14 protein-coding genes are annotated in these 20,077 nt (G+C 45.5%); 8 read left to right on the top strand and 6 right to left on the bottom strand.

All coding sequences use genetic code 11. The features are described 5' to 3' along the window. Positions 1 to 115: 115 nt before the first annotated feature. From ACVW0P_RS13080 to ACVW0P_RS13095, 4 genes are all read right to left on the bottom strand, one after another. The gene (locus ACVW0P_RS13080; protein ID WP_457132502.1) at positions 116 to 1,510 is read right to left on the bottom strand and encodes an arginine decarboxylase; all 1,395 of its coding nucleotides are present in this window, start codon (positions 1,508 to 1,510) and stop codon (positions 116 to 118) included. Positions 1,511 to 1,738: 228 nt separating this feature from the next. Continuing rightward, the gene (locus ACVW0P_RS13085) at positions 1,739 to 2,251 is read right to left on the bottom strand and encodes a protease (protein WP_457132503.1); all 513 of its coding nucleotides are present in this window, start codon (positions 2,249 to 2,251) and stop codon (positions 1,739 to 1,741) included. Between the two features lie 64 nt (positions 2,252 to 2,315). Continuing rightward, a complete protein-coding gene (gene ctlX, locus ACVW0P_RS13090; protein WP_457132504.1) occupies positions 2,316 to 3,239 on the bottom strand; it encodes a citrulline utilization hydrolase CtlX in 924 nt (307 codons plus the stop codon). 84 nt (positions 3,240 to 3,323) lie between these two features. Further along, positions 3,324 to 4,766 carry an arginine deiminase family protein gene (locus tag ACVW0P_RS13095; protein WP_457132505.1) on the bottom strand — a complete coding sequence of 481 codons (1,443 nt, stop codon included), beginning with the start codon at positions 4,764 to 4,766 and terminating at the stop codon, positions 3,324 to 3,326. 363 nt (positions 4,767 to 5,129) lie between these two features. On the opposite strand from ACVW0P_RS13095, the gene argS reads away from it, so the two are divergent. Next, a complete protein-coding gene (gene argS / locus ACVW0P_RS13100) occupies positions 5,130 to 6,899 on the top strand; it encodes an arginine--tRNA ligase (protein WP_457132506.1) in 1,770 nt (589 codons plus the stop codon). Positions 6,900 to 6,949: 50 nt separating this feature from the next. Here argS and ACVW0P_RS13105 read toward each other — a convergent pair whose 3' ends face one another. Further along, positions 6,950 to 7,252, bottom strand: coding sequence for a hypothetical protein (locus tag ACVW0P_RS13105; RefSeq protein WP_457132507.1), 303 nt, complete (start codon positions 7,250 to 7,252; stop codon positions 6,950 to 6,952). 680 nt (positions 7,253 to 7,932) lie between these two features. Between ACVW0P_RS13105 and ACVW0P_RS13110 the strand changes: the two genes are divergently transcribed. The 6 genes from ACVW0P_RS13110 (at position 7,933) to ACVW0P_RS13135 (ending at position 15,327) form a co-directional block, all read left to right on the top strand. Next, positions 7,933 to 10,026 (top strand): HEPN domain-containing protein, encoded by a 2,094-nt coding sequence (locus ACVW0P_RS13110; protein WP_457132508.1) that lies wholly within the window; start codon positions 7,933 to 7,935, stop codon positions 10,024 to 10,026. Then, positions 10,023 to 10,811 carry a uroporphyrinogen-III C-methyltransferase gene (gene cobA, locus ACVW0P_RS13115; protein WP_457132509.1) on the top strand — a complete coding sequence of 263 codons (789 nt, stop codon included), beginning with the start codon at positions 10,023 to 10,025 and terminating at the stop codon, positions 10,809 to 10,811. Before ACVW0P_RS13110 ends, cobA begins: the two co-directional genes overlap by 4 nt. Further along, positions 10,789 to 12,303, top strand: coding sequence for a TSUP family transporter (locus tag ACVW0P_RS13120; protein ID WP_457132510.1), 1,515 nt, complete (start codon positions 10,789 to 10,791; stop codon positions 12,301 to 12,303). Before cobA ends, ACVW0P_RS13120 begins: the two co-directional genes overlap by 23 nt. Next, a complete protein-coding gene (locus tag ACVW0P_RS13125) occupies positions 12,303 to 13,022 on the top strand; it encodes a phosphoadenylyl-sulfate reductase (RefSeq protein WP_457132511.1) in 720 nt (239 codons plus the stop codon). The genes ACVW0P_RS13120 and ACVW0P_RS13125 overlap by 1 nt, the downstream gene beginning before the upstream one ends. Beyond that, positions 13,019 to 13,924 carry a sulfate adenylyltransferase subunit CysD gene (gene cysD / locus ACVW0P_RS13130; RefSeq protein ID WP_457132512.1) on the top strand — a complete coding sequence of 302 codons (906 nt, stop codon included), beginning with the start codon at positions 13,019 to 13,021 and terminating at the stop codon, positions 13,922 to 13,924. The genes ACVW0P_RS13125 and cysD overlap by 4 nt, the downstream gene beginning before the upstream one ends. A gap of 152 nt (positions 13,925 to 14,076) precedes the next feature. Continuing rightward, positions 14,077 to 15,327, top strand: coding sequence for a sulfate adenylyltransferase subunit 1 (locus ACVW0P_RS13135; protein WP_457132513.1), 1,251 nt, complete (start codon positions 14,077 to 14,079; stop codon positions 15,325 to 15,327). A gap of 436 nt (positions 15,328 to 15,763) precedes the next feature. Here the strand turns inward: ACVW0P_RS13135 and ACVW0P_RS13140 are convergent, their stop codons facing one another. Beyond that, positions 15,764 to 18,712 carry a TonB-dependent receptor gene (locus ACVW0P_RS13140; protein ID WP_457132514.1) on the bottom strand — a complete coding sequence of 983 codons (2,949 nt, stop codon included), beginning with the start codon at positions 18,710 to 18,712 and terminating at the stop codon, positions 15,764 to 15,766. 284 nt (positions 18,713 to 18,996) lie between these two features. Here ACVW0P_RS13140 and proB point away from each other — a divergent pair, with 284 nt between their 5' ends. After that, positions 18,997 to 20,076, top strand: coding sequence for a glutamate 5-kinase (gene proB, locus ACVW0P_RS13145; RefSeq protein ID WP_457132515.1), 1,080 nt, complete (start codon positions 18,997 to 18,999; stop codon positions 20,074 to 20,076). Position 20,077: the final 1 nt, after the last annotated feature.

Below are 20,077 nucleotides of genomic sequence, written 5' to 3' on the forward strand. Positions count from 1 at the left end.
ATAATATGGATACCTCTTTAATAGGTCTTCGACAAGCCCAGAACGACAAAATATTTTAACCAAAGAAGCACCGCTAATTAGCGGTGCTTCTTAATATTAGATCAGATTGGAACCCTTAGGTGGTGTAACCTAAAATTTTCAATACTTGTTTACTGTTTTGTTCTTCGCCAAACACCTCAAAGTTAAAGGTCTCGTCGCGGTTGCGGCGGATAATAACGTGTTTAGGCGATGGCAGCAGGCAATGGTGGATGCCACCATAACCACTTAGCACTTCCTGGTAAGCCCCGGTGTTAAAGAAACCCATGTATTGTACTTTACGCGTTTTCGGCATAAATACACTGTTCATGTGGGCTTCCTGGTTGTAGTAATCCTGCCCGTCGCAGGTGATACCGCCAAGGTTAACACGCTCGTATTCGTTATCCCAGTTATTTATCGGCAATAACACATATTTTTGGTTTAACGCCCAAACATCCGGCAGGTTGGTAATAAATGATCCATCAAGCATAAGCCACTTTTCACGGTCGTTTTGTTGCTTGCGGCCCAATACCTTGTACAGTATACCCGATGCTTCGGCCACGGTGTATTTACCAAACTCGGTAATAATATCCGGTTCCATGGTATCGTGCTCGGCGCAGATCTCTTTGATACGGCTCACAATCTCGTTGATCATGTACTCGTAATCAAAATCAAACACCAGCGAATCTTTAAACGGCATACCACCGCCGATATCCAGCGTATCGAGCGCAGGGTTTATCTTTTTAAATTTGCAGTATAGCGTTACATATTTCTCCAGCTCGTTCCAGTAGTATGGCGTATCAGAGATACCCGAGTTAATGAAGAAGTGTAACAGCTTAACCTGAAAATTAGGGTTGTTCTCTATTTTATTGTGGTAAAAGTCGATGATATCCTCCATACGGATGCCCAGGCGCGAGGTGTAGAACTGCGAATCGGGTTGCTCCTCTGCCGCTATACGGATGCCCAGGTTACAAGGGGTATCCATTTCAACCTCATCGTCGTAAAGATTAAATTCCTCCTTGTTATCCAGCACCGGGATAATGTTGGTGAATCCGTCATGCAGCATATCAATAATATACTGCTTGTACTGAAAGGTTTTAAAACCGTTACAGATAACCGTAATATCCTTGCTTACCGCTCCTTTTTTCTCCAGCGCATCTATCATCGGCATATCAAATGCTGATGATGTTTCCAGGTGGATCTCGTTCTTCAGCGCTTCTTCTACGATGTGCTTAAAATGCGAGCTTTTGGTGCAATAGCAATATTTATAACTACCGCGATAGTTAGATTTGATGATTGCCTGCTGAAAAAGCAGCTTGGCCTGTTGTATTTTCTTGCTGATTATAGGCAAGTAAGTGAAGCGCAACGGCGTACCGTACGTTTCGATCATTTCCATCAAATTAAGATCGTGGAAGTATAATTCATCCTCTATTATCTCATAACCTTCCTGTGGGAAACCAACGCTTAGGTCAAGAAAATCCTGGTAACTCTGCATTCTTTAAAATTTGTGCAAATGTATATTTTTAACGGATTTATTTTGTATTTGTTGGGTGGAAATTTTATAGTAACAATGTAATTTATTTACAGCGTGAATTTACTTATCTCAATATCTTATAAATAAATGGGGTAACGCACATGCTTTATGCAACAATGCACTTGCCAAATGATTGTACTATAGTACAATAACCCAGCAAGTGCATTACAACAAAAATTTTGTAGCTGACTATTTACTATACACGAACGTTACACTTTTGCTAACGGTAAGCCCACTAATGCCGGTGCTGTTGTAAGTTATGGTGTATTTACCTGGTTTATCAATAGCGTAGCCTTTTAAAAGGTCGGCATTTGCAGAAATGCTATCGTTTGCTTGAAGGGTGATGTAAGCGGTAGCAGGTGGCGGCATAATGCGTTTAGCCATAGCGCCTTTGTAATTTACTTCGGCACCGGTTTCGTCTTTAATATCCAGGTATTTGGCTATCCAGGGCTCAAATGGGGTATGCCATTTGCAAAAAGTGACGGTATCTGTGTTGCTGTTTTTCACTGTGAATTTTAACAGCACAGAATCGCCCATTTTAATAGTGTCCTTAATGGTCATCTCTGCAACAAGCGCTTTTTTAATAGCAGCGGTATCTGCTACAGATAAAGCTGAATCTGCCCGTGCCGACTGGTTACCTGTACGCGTACCGCACGATGATAGCGCCAAAAGGGCAATAGCTAATATTTGATAGTTTTTCATAAATGGATATACGTTGTTATATTAACTTATGCAACAATGGCGGGATATAAAACATTTGCATTTTTTAATCTTCGACATCTAAATGCACCTCCGCCATCATGCACCTGGCGCTACCGCCACCATTGGTTTCGATGGTATTAATATCGGCATAAATCAACTTACCATATTTTTCCAAAGTATTTTTCTGTTCTGCGCTAAGCGAATTAAATGCCGTTTGCGACATCACAATTAAAGTTCCCCCATCGTTGTTCTTCACCTCCAGCATATTACCCGCGAAATTGTTCATCTGATCGAAGGTGATATCGATAATATCTTTACCGGATGATTTAAGCGAGGCGATAACTGCTTGCTTTTCATCGGCATCAGTAATACTATCCAAACAGATCACCGCGAATTTACTGCCTATAGCCATCAGCACATTAGTGTGATAAATGGCCTGCCCACCCTGGTCGAAGGCATCGAAAGTTACGGCTTTATAGCCGGAATGATCGCAAAAGGCTTTCAGCGCTTCTACATTGGTACGTGGCGAAAGGCAGGCATAGGCGATCTTGTTTTCCCTATCTAAAACCATGCTGCCGGTTCCTTCCAAAAACTGCTCTTTAGCTTCAAAACGGCTCAGATCCACAACATGGTTGGATTTAAAATGCGCCTCCAACTGGCGGATAATATCTTCCCGCCGCTCCAGCCTGCGGTTTTCGGCCTGCATGGGGTACAAAAATATATCGCCATTATCATGAAACGACACCCAGTTGTTCGGGAAGATCGAATCGGGTGTATGCGGTTCAAAGGTATCATTTATCACTGTAATGTTCACGCCGTTGCTTCTCAACACGGTTACAAAACCATCAAACTCCTGCAGGGCTTTTTGCTGCACGGCCTGTTGGTCGGCATCCTGTTTTTGGAAGGCATTACTTTCGGCAGTTTGCGCGTTAAAGCCAAACGCCACCGGGCGAATCATTAATAGGTTATTGGTGCTTTGTTGGCTCATGTCTGAACTCGAATTGAACGAATTGCTTAATTGAAAGATTTTAAATTAATGTATTGCCGGCCTCAAAATTCTAAAAAATCGGGTTCAGACTTTATCCCTTTTCAACGGCATGCTCATGCAGTGGAACCCACCGCGGGCACGGGATAGTTCGGCGCTTGGCATCAGTATCAGGGTATCTTTCATTTTTTCCGGGTCAATTTCGCCGCTTTCCATTTTGGGCAGCAGGTCGGTAACGTGGATCACCGCAAAACCACTTTGTTTAAAGGCTTCCACCGTTTTATCGTTCCGGTCGTACCCAACCACTACCCCATCTTTAAGGGCCAGCAGGTTGCAGCTATCCGTCCATTGTTCGCGGGCATCAAACGGGAATTCATCGTTACCCGAGTAAATGAATTTTGTAGGCTCGGTGCTTTGCAGATCCTTTTGGCTGATGTTATCCAGCAGATCTTCCAACGTATTAAACGTTTTTGGTTTCTTATCTTTCCTAAACTGAACTATCTCGGGCTTATCCTTGTTTTTCTTATCGGCAAACCAGGCAATAGGTTCGCTTTGCGATTGCTCGGTTTCGGTAATGGTTAACGAGCGTAGCAGCACCCATACATTGCGCTTTACCTGGGTGAAAACGGTATCGATGTGCATATAATCGCGCTTATGCGGTATCTTCACAATCGTGATCTTATTTACCACATTATTCTCGAACAGTAGTTTAATAGCCTCGTTGGCACCGCTGATAGACGTACGTTCGCTGCAGCCAATTATCAGGTGCTGCGGACTAACCATCATCACATCCCCGCCCTCTATGGTGGTTTTCTCCTCGTTCGCTTCGCCGGGGCGTAAAAAATGCTGCTTGTTTTCAGAGATTTCTATGATCTTATCGCGATAGCCGGCAAATAACTGATGATTAAAAAAGATGTAGCGCATCAGCAAGGTTTCGCGTGAGCGCGCCTTTTTAGCGGGTTTGTTAAGCAGGATATGGTCGTTGATGGCAATGCCCAGATCGCGGGAAAAGATCAGGTTAGGTATCGGCGCGAAGATCATCGTATCATCAGCCAGCGAGCCGGAAATAAAGATCTTAGCCAATTCAACCGGGTCGGTATCTATCAATTGCAATTGTAACTTGTAATTGCAATTTTCTATAGCGCAAACGGCAGCTACCAGTTTCTTACGGATGTCGGTTTGCTGTAGAATATCGCCCAGTAGGGTCTGGATCTCGATAACCTTTGTAGAACTATGGAATCCGGCGTTATCGGGTTTAAAAAAATCGCGGTTAGCAGCGTCGCTATCTATGTTGGCAAGCTTACCTTTTATCTTATCGGGATCAAGAAAGTACATCAGCAACTTAATGTAGTAATCGTACTCCTTGCGGCGCATGGTATCCAGGTGCACAATATCCTCAAAAAGCCAGTCCTGCGCTTTAGAGGGCACAACTTTACCTAATCCGCTATCGGGGCTATGCACTAAAAGTGTGCGCAGGTTACCAATCTCAGATGTCACATCTATTTTAAAATCGTTGTCATTAAGTGTCATAAATGGTTATAAAGAAGAAACAAATCTATTGTTTTTAGTTGGAAAATACAGCCTCTCCCCGGCTCCCTCCTTCGGAGATGGTTTGGGTGAAGCCGTACTGTCCCACTTTTTTATAACATAGTGTGGAACACTTTCACAAAACATTGATTTACAATTAAATAAGAAATTTGAAAATAATTAGTTAGTTAAAGTAATCATTTCAAATTCTATTTTAACTATTTATTAAACAAATACTTATACAAAATATTAACCTGTCTCATTTTAAAAAAAGTGGGACACCTATTTTAAGCGGCTTTACAGGTGTTTTTCCAAAAAGACCATCAACTATGAAACATCAACCATAACTATTATTAATTTTGCGCGATGGATTTTATTATTGAGGCAGTTGTTGAGGCCGTTAAAGATTTATACCAAACCGATATTGCCGCCAAAGATGTAAGCCTGCAGGAAACCCGCAAGGATTTTGACGGGCAGGTTACGCTGGTAACCTTTCCCTATACTAAAGTATCGCGCAAAGGACCTGAACAAACAGGCGCCGAAATTGGCGAATATCTGCAAAAAAAACTACCCGAAATCGCCTCTTTTAACGTTGTTAAAGGTTTTTTAAATATTGTTATTGCCGATAGTTACTGGCTAAACGCGTTGCGTACCGATATCCTTACGGATAACTTCGCGGTAGCAAAACCGAACGGCAAAAAGGTAATGGTAGAGTATTCCTCACCCAATACCAACAAGCCGCTCCACCTTGGGCACATCCGTAACAACCTGTTAGGTTTTTCGCTGTCGGAGATACTGGATGCGGCAGGTTACGATGTGGTAAAAGCCAATTTGGTTAACGACCGCGGCATCCATATTTGTAAAAGTATGGTGGCCTGGCGCGAATTTGGACAGGGCGAGACCCCCGAAAGCAGCGGCTTAAAGGGCGACCATCTTGCCGGTAAATACTATGTTTGGTTTGATAAAGCCTATAAGCAACAGATATTGGAATTGGTTGAAGAAGGCCAAACCGAAGATGAAGCCAAAAAGAACGCCCCCCTGATAAAAGAGGCGCAAGCCATGCTTTTACAATGGGAACAAGGCGACGAGATGGTTATCAACCTATGGAAAACCATGAATGGCTGGGTTTACGAGGGCTTTGATGTTACTTATAAAACCCTTGGTGTTAGCTTTGATAAGTACTACTACGAAAGCAACACCTATTTATTAGGTAAAGATATTGTGGAAGAAGGCCTTGCAAACGGCGTGTTCTTTAAAAAAGAGGATGGATCTGTTTGGATAGACCTTACCGCGGATGGCCTGGACCAAAAATTGGTTCTGCGTGGCGATGGAACTTCGGTTTACATTACGCAGGACTTGGGTACCGCACAGCTCAAGTACAACGATTACCAGATGGACGAATCTATCTATGTAGTTGGTAACGAGCAGGATTATCACTTTAAAGTGCTGTTCCTGATCCTTGAAAAATTGGGTAAAACCTGGGCACAGGGCTTATATCACCTATCGTATGGCATGGTAGATCTTCCATCGGGCAAGATGAAAAGCCGTGAAGGTACGGTAGTTGATGCCGACGACCTGATGGCCGATATGTTCGGCACCGCCAAAGAAACTACCGAGGCTATGGGCAAGGTAGACGGCTTTAGCGAGGACGAGAAGAACAAGCTTTACCGCACCATTGGCATGGGTGCTTTAAAATACTTCCTGCTAAAGGTTGACCCTAAAAAACGGCTTTTATTCGACCCTAAAGAATCGATAGATTTCCAGGGACATACCGGGCCTTTCATTCAATACACCCATGCCAGGATCAAATCGGTACTCAGCAGGGCCGGTTACGTTGCCGAAGCCGGCACCAACGATATTGCTGAACTGGATGGTGTAGAGCGCGACCTGATCGTGACCCTCACCAAATTCCCGCAATCCATTGCAGAAGCCGCCGCTAACCATAGCCCGGCGCTAATTGCTAACTACGTGTACGAACTGGCTAAAAACTATAACAAGTTTTACCACGAAAAGCCAATTATGCAAGCCGAAGAAGAAAATTTAAAGCAGTTCCGCTTACAACTATCGGCAGCATCAGCAAAGGTCATCAGCAAAGCAATGGGCCTGCTGGGGATAGATGTACCGGAGAGAATGTAGTTATAGAGAGTCAGGATAACAAGACATAAGAACCAAGAAAAGAAAAGTCCTTAGCATTTTGCCAGGGGCCTTTCTTTTCTCCAAACGTAACCCCTTGAGCCGCGTACCCAGTTACCTTGTACATACACACGGTTGGCATGTGGGCGCACATAATATCCATTGCGGTAAACGTAACGGCGACCGCTATACACCCATTCGCCGGGTACCCAATAGGCATTAGCATAAGGCGACGCAGGACGAACGTACACAGGTTCAACCGGTTGCTCGGCCACATAACCCTCAGTTGCACATGATGCCAGAAACAGCGATCCCGCCATTGCTGCCACTATTCCAAATTTTGATAATGTTTTCATCTGTAGATTGTTTTGGTAAATAAGTAAGACGGTCGCAAAAGCAAATGGTTTATTGGGGGAAGTGGGTAGAGGTAAAGGGCGAAAGGTTAAAGGTATTATAGTTCGAAAACCGTGTTAACCCGGCTAATCGCAGAAACCCCTCCCTGCCCTCCCAAGGTAGAAAATTAAAATTAGAGTTCTTTTTAGCCTGACCAACCGAACAGTAGTTCTCTTATTGCGGCCTTAGCGCGTTGCGGATAGCATAGGCTTTGCCTTACCACAATCTTTAACAGCGACGCGGTACAGCCGCGTGTTTTTTCTTTGGTTCCGTTTCTTTTTTGCGACAAAAAAGAAATGAACATCCACCGGCTTAATGCTCACTCACTACCACTCCTAACAAAGAACTGATTCACCAATTGCCTAAAGAGGCTGCTTCGCAATCTCAAGTACGCGCAGAAAACTATTCGTCATCCAAACATCACATCTGCATTTTTTTAAATAATTTCTACTAATTCCCTATACTTTGTATATATTTGAAACAGAAAAATGAAACAAATAGATTTTACATATCATAACAATCTGATTAACTGCTGTATGCGAGCAGAAACATCGTGGTTGTAAGTGTGTAAATAAATAATATCCGCCTCTTCAGCCACAGCAGAAGGGGTTTTTTTTTGAAATAACTAAATTACGTACCGAATATGCAGAGCTTCAGAACAGAACTGGAGAACCCGATAGTGGAACAAGACATCATCGACCTGGAAAGGAAGATCCGTGCGTTCCGCGAGGGCAAGATACACGACGAAAAATTCCGCAGCCTGCGCCTTGCGCGTGGCGTTTACGGCCAAAGGCAGCCGGGCGTACAAATGGTGCGTATCAAATTACCATTTGGTAAGGTTACCTTTAAGCAGCTTTTAAAAATTGCCGATATATCTGACGAATATGGCAGCGGTAACCTCCACTTAACCACCCGCCAGGACATCCAGATCCATTACGTAAGCCTTGACCGTACCCCGCAGTTATGGGCCGATCTGGAACAGGACGATATTACCCTGCGCGAAGCATGTGGCAACACAGTTAGGAATGTAACCTCGTCCCCTACTTCGGGCATCGATCCTTTGGAGCCGTTTGATGTTTCACCGTACGCACAGGCAACGTTCGAATATTTTCTGCGGAACCCAATCTGCCAGGAAATGGGAAGAAAGTTTAAAATCTCGTTCTCATCCAGCGATGCGGATACCGCTTTCTCTTACATCCATGATATTGGCGCGATACCTAAAATAAACGAGGCCGGCGAACGTGGTTTTAAAATTTTGTTAGGCGGCGGCCTGGGTGCCCAGCCCTTACTGGCAAGCCCTGTAGAGGACTTCTTGCCCGAGGATCAACTGATCCCTTACATAGAGGCCATAATCCGCGTGTTTGACCGTTACGGCGAACGTAATAACCGTAACAAGGCTCGTTTAAAATACCTTATCCAAAAGATCGGGTTAGAGGAAGTGCTTCGCCTTGCAAAAGAAGAACGTACCGCCCTTAAGGTAAAAACCTATAAAATAAACCGTGATACCGTTCCGCAACCTCAAATCCCGGAACCTGCCATCAAGCATTCAGCCTTCATTGAAAACCCGTTGCGTTACGAGCAATGGCTGGCTACAAACGTATTTGAGCAAAAGCAAACCGGTTTTTACGGCGTGTATATTAAAGTTCCCGTAGGAGATATCCCAACCGCTAACGCCCGCAAATTGGTGGCTGCCATAAAACCCTACGTGGGCGACGAGATCCGCATTACCCAAAACCAGGGCTTGCTGTTAAAATTTGTCCGCAAGGAAGCATTGCCTGCTTTATACGCCGGCCTGCACGAGTTAGACATGGCAGCACCCGGCTTTGATAGCATGGCCGATGTAACTACCTGCCCCGGTACCGATACCTGTAACCTGGGCATTAGCAACAGCATGACCATGGCTAAGGTGCTGGAGGATGTGATCTACAACGAGTACGAAGATTTTATTTATAACCGCGAGATCAAAATAAAGATCAGCGGCTGTATGAATAGCTGCGGCCAGCATGGGTTGGCGCACATTGGTTTCCACGGCAGTTCGCTAAAAGCGGGCACCAAAGTATTACCATCTGTACAAGTGATGTTAGGTGGTGGTACCGTAGGCAACGGCGTAGGCCGCGCTGCAGAACGTGTGATTAAAGTGCCATCAAAACGTGCTACACATGCGTTAAGGTTCGTGTTGGATGATTATAAAACGTTATCTACAGAAGGCGAAACTTTCCACGCTTATTACGACAGGCAGGGTAAAGATTATTTTTACCGCCTGTTAAAACCCCTTGCCGACCTTACCACCCTAACCGACGATGAGTTTGTAGATTGGGGCCACCAGGAAACCTATGTATCGGCGATTGGTGTTGGCGAGTGTGCAGGTGTCATCATCGACCTGGTAGCTACACTGCTGTTTGAAAGCGAAGAGAAACTGGGCTGGGCAAATGGCGCTTTCGAAAAAGGGTTATGGGCCGATGCCATCTACCATTCATACAATACCATGGTGAGCGCGGCTAAGGCATTATTGCTTGATAAGGGCGTAAATAGCAGCACCCAAACCGGCGTAATAAAAGAATTTGATAACAACTACGTAGCAACCGGCGATTTTGACCTTGAAGGTACTTTTAGCGACCTGGTGCTGCAAATAAATAAAAACGAACCATCCGAAGAATTTGCTACGGCCTACAAAAAACAGGCAACAGATTTTTTAGAAGCGGTAAAAACGAAGAGAGAGGCAGTGCTGCAATCATGATACGAAACAAACCTAATAATATAAAAGTACCGCGCGTAACCCTTGTTGGCGCAGGCCCTGGAGATGCCGAACTAATCACGTTAAAAGGCATTAAAGCCCTGCAAGCTGCAGATGTGGTTTTGTACGATGCATTAGTGAACGACGAAATTTTAGACTTTGCCCCTGCTAACGCGGTAAAAGTTTACGTAGGCAAACGCTCCGGCGATCATTCGTTCTCACAAGATAATATTAACCGTTTAATGGTTGATTACGCTTTGAATTACGGCCATGTGGTGCGCTTAAAGGGCGGCGACCCGTTTGTATTTGGTCGCGGGCATGAGGAGCTGGATTTTGCCGCGGAGTATAACATCCCTACGCAGGTAGTACCGGGCATTTCAAGCTCTATTGGCGTACCGGGCTTGCAAGGCATTCCTGTTACCCATCGTGGATTGAGCGAAAGCTTTTGGGTGATAACAGGTACCACAACAGATGGCAAAATATCCGCCGACCTGTACGATGCCGCCAAAACTAATGCCACTATTGTGGTGTTGATGGGCATCCACAAGCTGGCAAAGATCGCGGAGATCTTTCAAAACGAAGGCAAAGGCCGGTTACCTGTTGCCGTAATACAAAGCGGCACCACCGTTAACGAAAAAGTTGTTGTTGGCGTTGCCGATACCATTGTGGCTTTAGCTGCAGAACAAGGTATCACCTCTCCTGCCCTGATTGTACTGGGCGAAGTGGTTTCCCTGCACCCGACATTTAAATTGGTAAAAGAAGTTTATGACGTTGTTGCCAAAGGATAATAGTTTAACAGACGTTCGGCCAACCGAAACGCAGGGCAACCAGTTGTTCCCCGTGTTTTTAAAGTTGAACAACCTGCATACCGTACTGGTTGGCGGGGGTAATGTTGGCCTGGAAAAGCTAACCGCCCTGCTCAACAACAGCCCGGCTGCCGCTGTTACCGTTATTTCTAAAGATTTTTTACCGCAGGTACATGCACTTGTCGCTCAATATCCGCAAGTAAATATCGTGCAAAAATCTTTTGCAGATACCGACCTTGACCCTGCCGATATTGTTATTGCGGCTACCAACGACAGCGAACTAAATAAATACGTGCGCCAATCGGCACATGACCGTAAGCTACTAATAAACGTCGCGGATAAGCCGGAACTTTGCGATTTCTACCTCGGTTCCATCGTAAAAAAAGGCGACCTGAAGATCGCTATCTCTACCAACGGAAAATCGCCAACCATAGCCAAACGTTTAAAAGAAGTGCTGAGCCAGTCGTTACCCGGCGAACTTGATATTACCCTGCAGCAAATGGCCGAGGTGCGCAACACCCTGTCGGGCGATTTTACCCACAAGGTAAAAGAGCTTAACCGCGTTACCGAGATCTTGCTTGGTCCTAAAAAGGCACCGAGTAACAACCATATCAAACTATTGGTTTGGGGGACGTTTGTAGCATTCTTGGCTGTAACTATTGTTGCCTTATGGCTTAAAGACCCTGCATTTAAAAGCTATGTGGAGAATATTTCTCCTATGTTTTATTACTTCTTGGGGGCGGGTTTTGTGTTCGCGCTGATAGACGGGGCCATTGGCATGTCGTACGGGGTAACATCCACTACCTTTTCGCTTTCCATGGGCATCCCTCCTGCTTCGGCGAGTATGGGTGTGCACTTGTCCGAAATCATGAGCAATGGTATCGCCGGCTGGATGCATTACCGCATGGGTAATGTAAACTGGAAGTTATTTAAACTATTGCTACTTCCCGGTATTATCGGCGCGGTAACGGGGGCATATCTGCTATCGTCGTTAGAACATTACGCGCAATACACCAAACCGTTAGTATCGGTTTATACACTTATATTAGGCACCGTTATCTTTAAAAAAGGTTTAGACCTTAAAAAGAAACGCACTACGGATAAGATCAAACACATACCGCTGCTTGGTTTAGGCGGTGGTTTTATTGATGCTGTTGGCGGTGGTGGCTGGGGTTCTATCGTGTTATCAACGCTGATAGCAGGCGGGCGCCATCCAAGGTTTTCGTTAGGTACGGTGAAACTATCAAGGTTTTTTATTGCGCTGATGGGTTCGTTAACGTTCATCACCATGCTTAACAGCGGGCATTGGGACGCGGTGGCGGGACTGGTTATCGGCAGTGCATTGGCATCGCCGGTGGCAGCAAGAATTTCAAACAAGATCTCGGCAAAAGCCATCATGCTGTCGGTATCGGTTATCGTTATCCTCATCAGTATCCGCAGTATTTTTAAATTTTTAACTCATTTACCTTTCTAATGGCTGATACTACCTACATATCGCAGTTAGTAAACGGAAAAGACCCTGTGGACGCTTTACAAGCGCTTGCAGTACAGTTTGCCGGCGAGATCGTATTCTCTACCAGTTTTGGCTGGGAAGACCAAGTAATTTCGCACATGATATTTGCCAACAACATCCCCATAAAAGTTTTCACGTTAGAGACAGGTCGACTGTTCCCCGAAACTTATTACGTGTGGAACCGCACCATGGAAATTTACGGCAAACCCATCCATGCCTACTACCCGGATAACAACCGGTTAGAGCAAATGGTGAACGCCAAAGGCCCAAACAGCTTTTACGAATCGGTAGATAACCGTAAGGAATGTTGCGGCATCCGTAAGATAGAACCCTTGCACCGCGCTTTAGCAGGCAACCAATGCTGGATAACCGGCATCCGTGCCGAGCAATCGCCAAACCGCGAGGACATGAGCAACGTGGAATGGGACGAAGGCAACCAGCTCATCAAATTCCACCCTATTTTTAATTTTAGTTTAGACGATGTAAAGGCTTACATTAAACAATATAATATACCCTACAATACATTGCATGACAAGGGCTTCCCAAGTATTGGCTGCCTGCCCTGCACAAGGGCGGTACAACCCGGCGAAGACTTTAGGGCCGGCCGCTGGTGGTGGGAAGACCAAAGCAAAAAAGAATGCGGTTTACATGCTGTACAGTTAAATGATTTAAAAGAATGAGTAAATACCGGTTAGATTACCTGGACGAATTAGAAGCAGAGGCCATTTATATTCTGCGCGAAGTAGCGGGGCAATTTGAAAAACCTGCGTTGTTATTTAGCGGCGGTAAAGATTCTATCACCCTGGTGCATTTGGCGTTGAAGGCCTTTCGCCCGGGTAAGTTCCCTTTCCCGCTGGTACACATTGATACAGGGCACAATTTTGAAGAGACCATTACCTACCGTGATGATATGATAGCCCGCATTGGCGAAAAACTGATTATAGGTCACGTGCAGGATAGCATTAACGAAGGCAAGGTGATCGAACAAACAGGCAAAAACGCCAGTCGCAACCCTTTGCAAACCGTTACCTTGTTAGATACCATTGCCAAACACGGCTTTGATGCCTGCATTGGTGGCGCCCGCCGCGACGAGGAGAAAGCCCGCGCCAAAGAACGCATCTTTTCGGTACGTGACGAGTTTGGCCAGTGGGACCCGAAACGCCAGCGACCCGAGCTTTGGGATATTTACAACGGTAAAATTCACAAAGGCGAGAACGTACGCGTGTTCCCGATAAGTAACTGGACGGAGCTTGACGTGTGGAACTACATCCGCCGCGAAAATATACCTCTGCCTACCATATACTTTGCCCACCAGCGCGAGTGTATTACCCGCAATGGGCAGCTGATGGCAGCATCGCCTTTCCTGAATATGGATGAGGCCGACATCATTGAGCAAAAGAATGTACGTTTCCGTACCGTTGGCGACATGACCTGTACTGCGGCGGTAGAATCATACGCGTTTGAGATAGATGACATTATCGATGAGATAGCATCCTCAAAAATAAGCGAACGCGGCGCCCGTATAGATGACAAAGTGAGCGAAGCCGCCATGGAAGACAGGAAAAAAGGGGGATACTTTTAGCCTCTCCCCGGCCCTCTCCGAAGGAGAGGGAGCTAAAATCTTCACCCTTGTTGCGTAGCAGAGAGGGTCGACCAGCGAGCGTAGTCGGGTGAGTAAACCAACCGAAGGCAATAAAAATCTAAAATCGTAAATCTGATATCTAAAATCCAAAAATGGATATACTAAAGTTTATAACCGCAGGCAGCGTAGACGATGGCAAAAGCACATTGATCGGTCGCCTGTTGTACGATAGCGAGGCTATCCTTGCTGATCAGCTTGAGGCACTGCATGCATCAAACCGTAAAAACGACGACGGCTCCATCGACCTCGCCATATTAACAGACGGCCTTAAAGCCGAGCGCGAGCAGGGCATTACCATTGATGTGGCCTACAAATATTTTGAGACTGATAAGCGTAAATTTATTATTGCCGATGCGCCCGGCCATATCCAGTACACCCGTAACATGGTTACCGGTGCAAGCAACGCTGCTTTGGCTATTATTTTGATAGACGCCCGTAAAGGCGTTATCGAGCAAACCACCCGTCACTCCTTTTTAGTGTCGCTGTTGCAGATCCCTAAAGTGGTGGTTGCCGTTAACAAGATGGATATGGTTGATTACAGCGAAGAAGTGTTCAATAACATTGTAGCCGATTATAAAAAACTGGCCATCAAGGTTGGTTTGGATAACGTTACCTATATCCCGGTGAGCGCGCTTAAGGGCGATAATATCGTTTACCAATCATCAAACATCAGCTGGTACACCGGCGATAGCTTGCTGCAGCATTTAGAGAATGTGGAACTGACCATCGATGATGCCTCTGACCATGTACGTTTACCTGTACAATGGGTTATTCGCCCGCAAACCGATGCCTTGCACGATTACCGTGGTTACGCAGGCCGTGTCTCAAGCGGCTCGTTTAAGGTAAACGATAAGGTTACCGTTCTGCCATCAGGGTTTAGTTCAAGCATCTCAAAAATTGAACTGTACGACAAGCAGCCGGATGAAGCTTTGGCAGGGATGTCGGTAACGGTGCATTTGGCTGATAATATCGATATCAGTCGTGGCGATATAATCGTGAACAGCGTCGGCCAACCGCAGCTATCCAACGTGATCGAGGCCGACCTTTGCTGGATGGATACCCGCCCGTTAGATACCACCATGACCTACCTGGTGCAGCATAATACCAAAACCATCCGTTGCAAAATTCAGGAGATCATTTACAAGGTGAACATCAACACGCTGGAGAAAGATTTTGACGAAGATTTTAAACTGAATGACATTGGCCGCATCGTGATAAAAACAGCCGAGCCGCTGGCGTTTGACCCATACCAGGTGAACAAAGCAAACGGCGGGGCCATCATCATAGATAGCCGTACAAACGTAACTGTAGGCGCGCTCATGCTGCGCCAATCGGTAGCTTAAACAGAATAATTTCCAATTATTATATAAACCAGTTAAGTGAAGTAAGATCAACCCTGCGCGAGGTGCAACTCGTGCGGGGTTCTTGCATTTTAATCAAATTGCTGCATTAAAATACAAATGTCATTTCGAGGGAAGCGCAGCGACGAGAAATCTTGTTAGATAAAAAGGCGAACATGCAGGTCTTAAACAAAACATATCTAACAAGTTTTCTCGTCGCGTCCACGCGCAACCCCTCCCACCGCTCGCTCGAAATGACATGGTAGAGGTTGGATAGTTTAAAAAAAACAAAAACAAAAAAGCGGGCAGCTCGCCCGCCCGCTTTTAGAAAAACTAAATTATACCTAAAAAACAAATAGGATCTTTGTAATAGCTTATAGTTAATGGTTGATAGTTCATCGATAATGTTCACTATAAACTATCAACCATAAACAATCTGCTATTTGCTTAGCAAGCCATCCAGCGTAACCGATGCGTAGTAAATACCACCAATGGTTGGGCCGCCTGCATATTGTATGTACCTTTTATTGAAAATATCAGTCGCGCCTATTTTAAACGTGGCGTAATAAACCGGCACACGGAAGGTTACCTGCGCATCCACCGTATGGATAGCCGCTACGTTGCCGGTTACAAGCGGGCTCTCCCACAAGAATTTTTGCTGCCATTTGTAAACCACGTTAAAGCCCACATTTTTCACTACCTCGCGGTTACCGAACGAGAAGTTACCGCTCCACTCCGGGGTGTTAAAACCCGTTACGAAGATGTCCGAGGTTTGCTGTGCCTTCAGTTTGTTAAAGCTTACATTGCCCGATACCGTGTACCTGCGGTAGAAATTATAGCTTAACCCTGCCGATGAGCCGTAGTTGTTATACACGTTTTTAGCATTGGTGTACACCCGGTAACGGCTCTGGCCCGCGCTTGCCGCGTTGTTGGTGGTTGCGGTTGTAGGGTCGCGGTTAATATCCAGCATACTTAATACGGATGCATCTGAGCCAACAGTAGCACCGTTCGGCACAAACACTTGCACCTGTCCTAAAAAGCCGTTGTAGCGGTTGGCATAAGCATCTATATCAAGAAAAACCTTGTTATCAAAAAAGATCCCTTTGTAACCAACCTCAAACGAGGTGATCTGCTCCGGGCGTGCTTTTGGCAGGTCGGCTACTTTTAGCAAGTCGCGGTTTGCTAAAGCGGTTGCATCATCGCCGGTTGTAGATTGTGCCTTTACCGCGGCGTTAAATGCCGTTACCGATTGCTGGGTGTAGCTGTTGTTCAAATAACCCAGGCCATCGTTTATAAATTCTAAACTCCCCACACGTTTAACACGGCCATTGTTTACGTATGATAAAGCCTCGAACAGCGACGGGAAACGATACCCATTCTGGAATGTGAACCTAAAGTTATGATTTGGGTTTGGCGAGTAAACTGCTGCCAAACGCGGTGTAAATTTAGGGGCAAAATACGGGTTACGGTCCCAACGTACAGAGCCGAACAGTTTCAACTTTTCATCAAAAAAGGTTTTGGTAACCTGTGCGAACGCACCATACTTTTTGTAGGTAACATTATCGCCAAAGCTGCCATCGGCAAGCGGTGTGTTGCGGTCGGCAATGGAACGGGTAAAGTCTACAAAATTATTACCATCCGGCGTTATCTGGTAAACGCGGAAATCGGCACCAACCAGCAGATCGATAAATTTAACGTGTTTGGTAAGGTCCCACTGGGCTTCGGCATTGTACATTTTACTTTTTTGCACCAGGGCGGCCCCACCCGTAACAGGTGCATTGGGGATCAGGCTCGATTTAATATCCCAGTTATTGATGCCAATAATAGTTTGGCGCAGATCGTTAAAGGCTTGCGTACCGGGTTCTACCCTGCCAGCATCCGCAGCAGCACGTGCCGCATCATTAGCAGCTGCGAGGTTTGCAGACGTAAGGGCACCCCCATGCGTGTTGGCATAAGCCGTTAAAGCGTTTTTGTAGGATGTGCCCCATGCCGAGTTGCTGGCGTGGTTTAGGTCAAGGTTATCGGCCAGGGGTTTTACGTTGAACGATTTGCCTGTGTTTTCAATAGACTCGTAAGCGCGTACCAGGAAATCGCTGCCTTTTAATTCTATTTTATGGTTTTGTACAGATGCACCATTCAGTGATATTTTGTTACCGCGTTGAAAAACACCATCCATGTTGCCATAGCGGTAAGTATATGATAATTGAGTGTTTGGGGTTATTTTATAAGCCAGCGTACCATCCAGTTTTAGGTTGGTAACTTTAGGGTCTACCAGGTCAACTTCGTTGTAACCGGTACGTGCAACGGTCAAATTAGGCCTTGCCACACCATCAACAACAATACCTTTTATAGCTACCGTGTTGCTGCCGGCCAGCGCGTCATCGCCATACTTGTTCCAGCCATCGTAAGCAGCGTTGCTTGTGCCGGTAAGTTCTGGGTATGCCGGGTTGGCTGTCTTCAGGTTGCCGGGGTTTTGATCAAGTCGGGTGTTTGATTGCCAATCTTTACCTGTTAAATAACTGGCGTTCAATTTAAAAGCGAATTTATCATTCCATGCTTTCGCGAAGCGGATAGCGGTTTCGTTTATAGCGCTTGGGCTCACACCTATCCCATCCACGTGGTTAATGCCAGTGCGGTGGTAAAAGCTAAGTCCCTGCGATTTAAAGGGGTCTTTTGTGAACAGGTTAGATAAACCGTTAATGGCATTGGTACCATATAAAGCAGCCGCTGCGCCGGGGGTGATCTCTATACTGGCAATATCAAGTTCGGTGGGGCCAATGGCGTTACCAAGCGGCACACCAAGGGTTGCCGACTGCATATCCACGCCATCTGCCAGTTGCATAAACCTGAAATTATTGGGGCTGTTAAAACCACGGGTATTAGGTACTTTGAGGGTGATGCTGGTGGTGGTCATCTGCACACCTTTTACGTTTTCCAGCGCGTCGTAAAAACTTGGGCCGGGCGATTGTTTTAACGCCGTAATACTCAATTTTTCGATAGCTACCGGCGAACGCAGCAGCTTTTCTTCCCTGCGGGATGCGGTAACTACCACCTCGTTTATTAATAAGGCTTGTGTTGATAACTGGATATTTACCGCGCTGTTGGCATTGCGGATAGTAAACTCCTGTGTTTGGAAACCAACGGCGCTAAACACAAGCGTAAAAGGCAACTTGGCATTTGTTTGCAGGGTGAATTTCCCTGTAGTATCTGTAGCGGTACGGTTATCGGTACCTTTTATGGATACGGTTGTACCTATTAGTGGCTGGCCGTGGTCGTCGTTCACTTTACCGCTAAGGGCGTAATTCCCGTTAAGTTGGGCAGATGCCACAGCGGGGACAAGGGCTAAAAAGAGCGCAGTAAGTTGAAAGAAATTTCTAAAAGATTTCATGAAGTAAGGTTGAAAGAAAATTGTAAATGAGTTTATTATGTGTTATTATCCGGGTGGAATTAACAACAACAGCATGCAGTTAGGCGCTGCATTCGTAACACTGAACTTGAAAGAAAGGCAATTAAATAATACATTGTCTATAGAATAAGTAGTCAAAAGTATCAAATCTTTTATGCTCTCCAAAAAAAATTACAATATTTTGAAAATAATATTTACCTCAAAGCTTAAAAAGCCGCCATTTACACAGGAAAAGCGTATTATTGTCGACTAATTTATATACTTTAATGTCGTTCAATTACCGCCGCGTCATCGTTAAAATAGGATCGAATGTTATTACACGTACCGATGGACTGCCCGATGTGGAGCGCATTTCGCATTTGGTTGACCAGATAGCGGCCATTAAAAAACAAGGCATCGAGGTGATATTAGTATCCTCAGGCGCGGTGGCATCCGGCAGGAGTTTGATCTCGGTTTCCGAAAAGTCGGATGCCGTTGCTATTCGACAGCTGCTGGCATCTATCGGGCAGGTAAAGCTCATCAATACGTATTCGCAATTGTTCGAAAAATTTAAGATCCTGTGTTCGCAGGTATTGGTAACCAAAGAGGATTTCCGCGACCGGTTGCATTACCTTAATATGCGCAACTGCCTGGAGATACTGCTGCAACACCAAGTTATCCCCGTGATAAACGAGAATGATGTGGTATCGGTAACCGAACTCATGTTTACTGATAATGATGAACTGGCGGGGTTGATAGCCGCCATGCTGAACGCGCAGGCTTTAATTGTACTAAGCAACGTTGATGGCATTTATACCGGCGACCCAAAATTGGAAACTTCATCCGTTATAGAAGTGGTTGGTGACCAAGGCTTAGATTTTGCCTCGTTTGTAAGTTCGGGCTGTTCCCAGTTTGGCCGTGGAGGGATGATCACCAAATCTACCATCGCGCAAAAAACTGCTAAACTGGGCATCGCGGTGCACATTGCCAACGGCACCAAAGAAAACGTATTGACGGATGTGCTGGCAAACAAAACGGTACACACCCGCTTTACCCCTACCAAAAAAGCATCGGGCAAAAAGAAATGGATAGCCCATTCAGAAACCGCGGCTACAGGGGTAGTGCAGGTTAACGAGGGCGCTAAAACAGTGCTAATATCCAGCAAAGCATCCAGTTTGCTGCCGGTGGGCATCATCAATATCGTGTCCGATTTTAAAAAGGGCGAGATCATTAAGATCATCGACGAACAAAATAAAACCATAGGCCTTGGCCTGGCCGAATATGGTTCAGAAAAAGCGCGGGAACTAACAGGACAAAAGAACCAGAAAGCTCTGGTACATTACGATTACCTTTATTTACAGGGATAAC

The sequence above is a fragment of the Mucilaginibacter sp. UYNi724 genome (genome assembly GCF_054057495.1).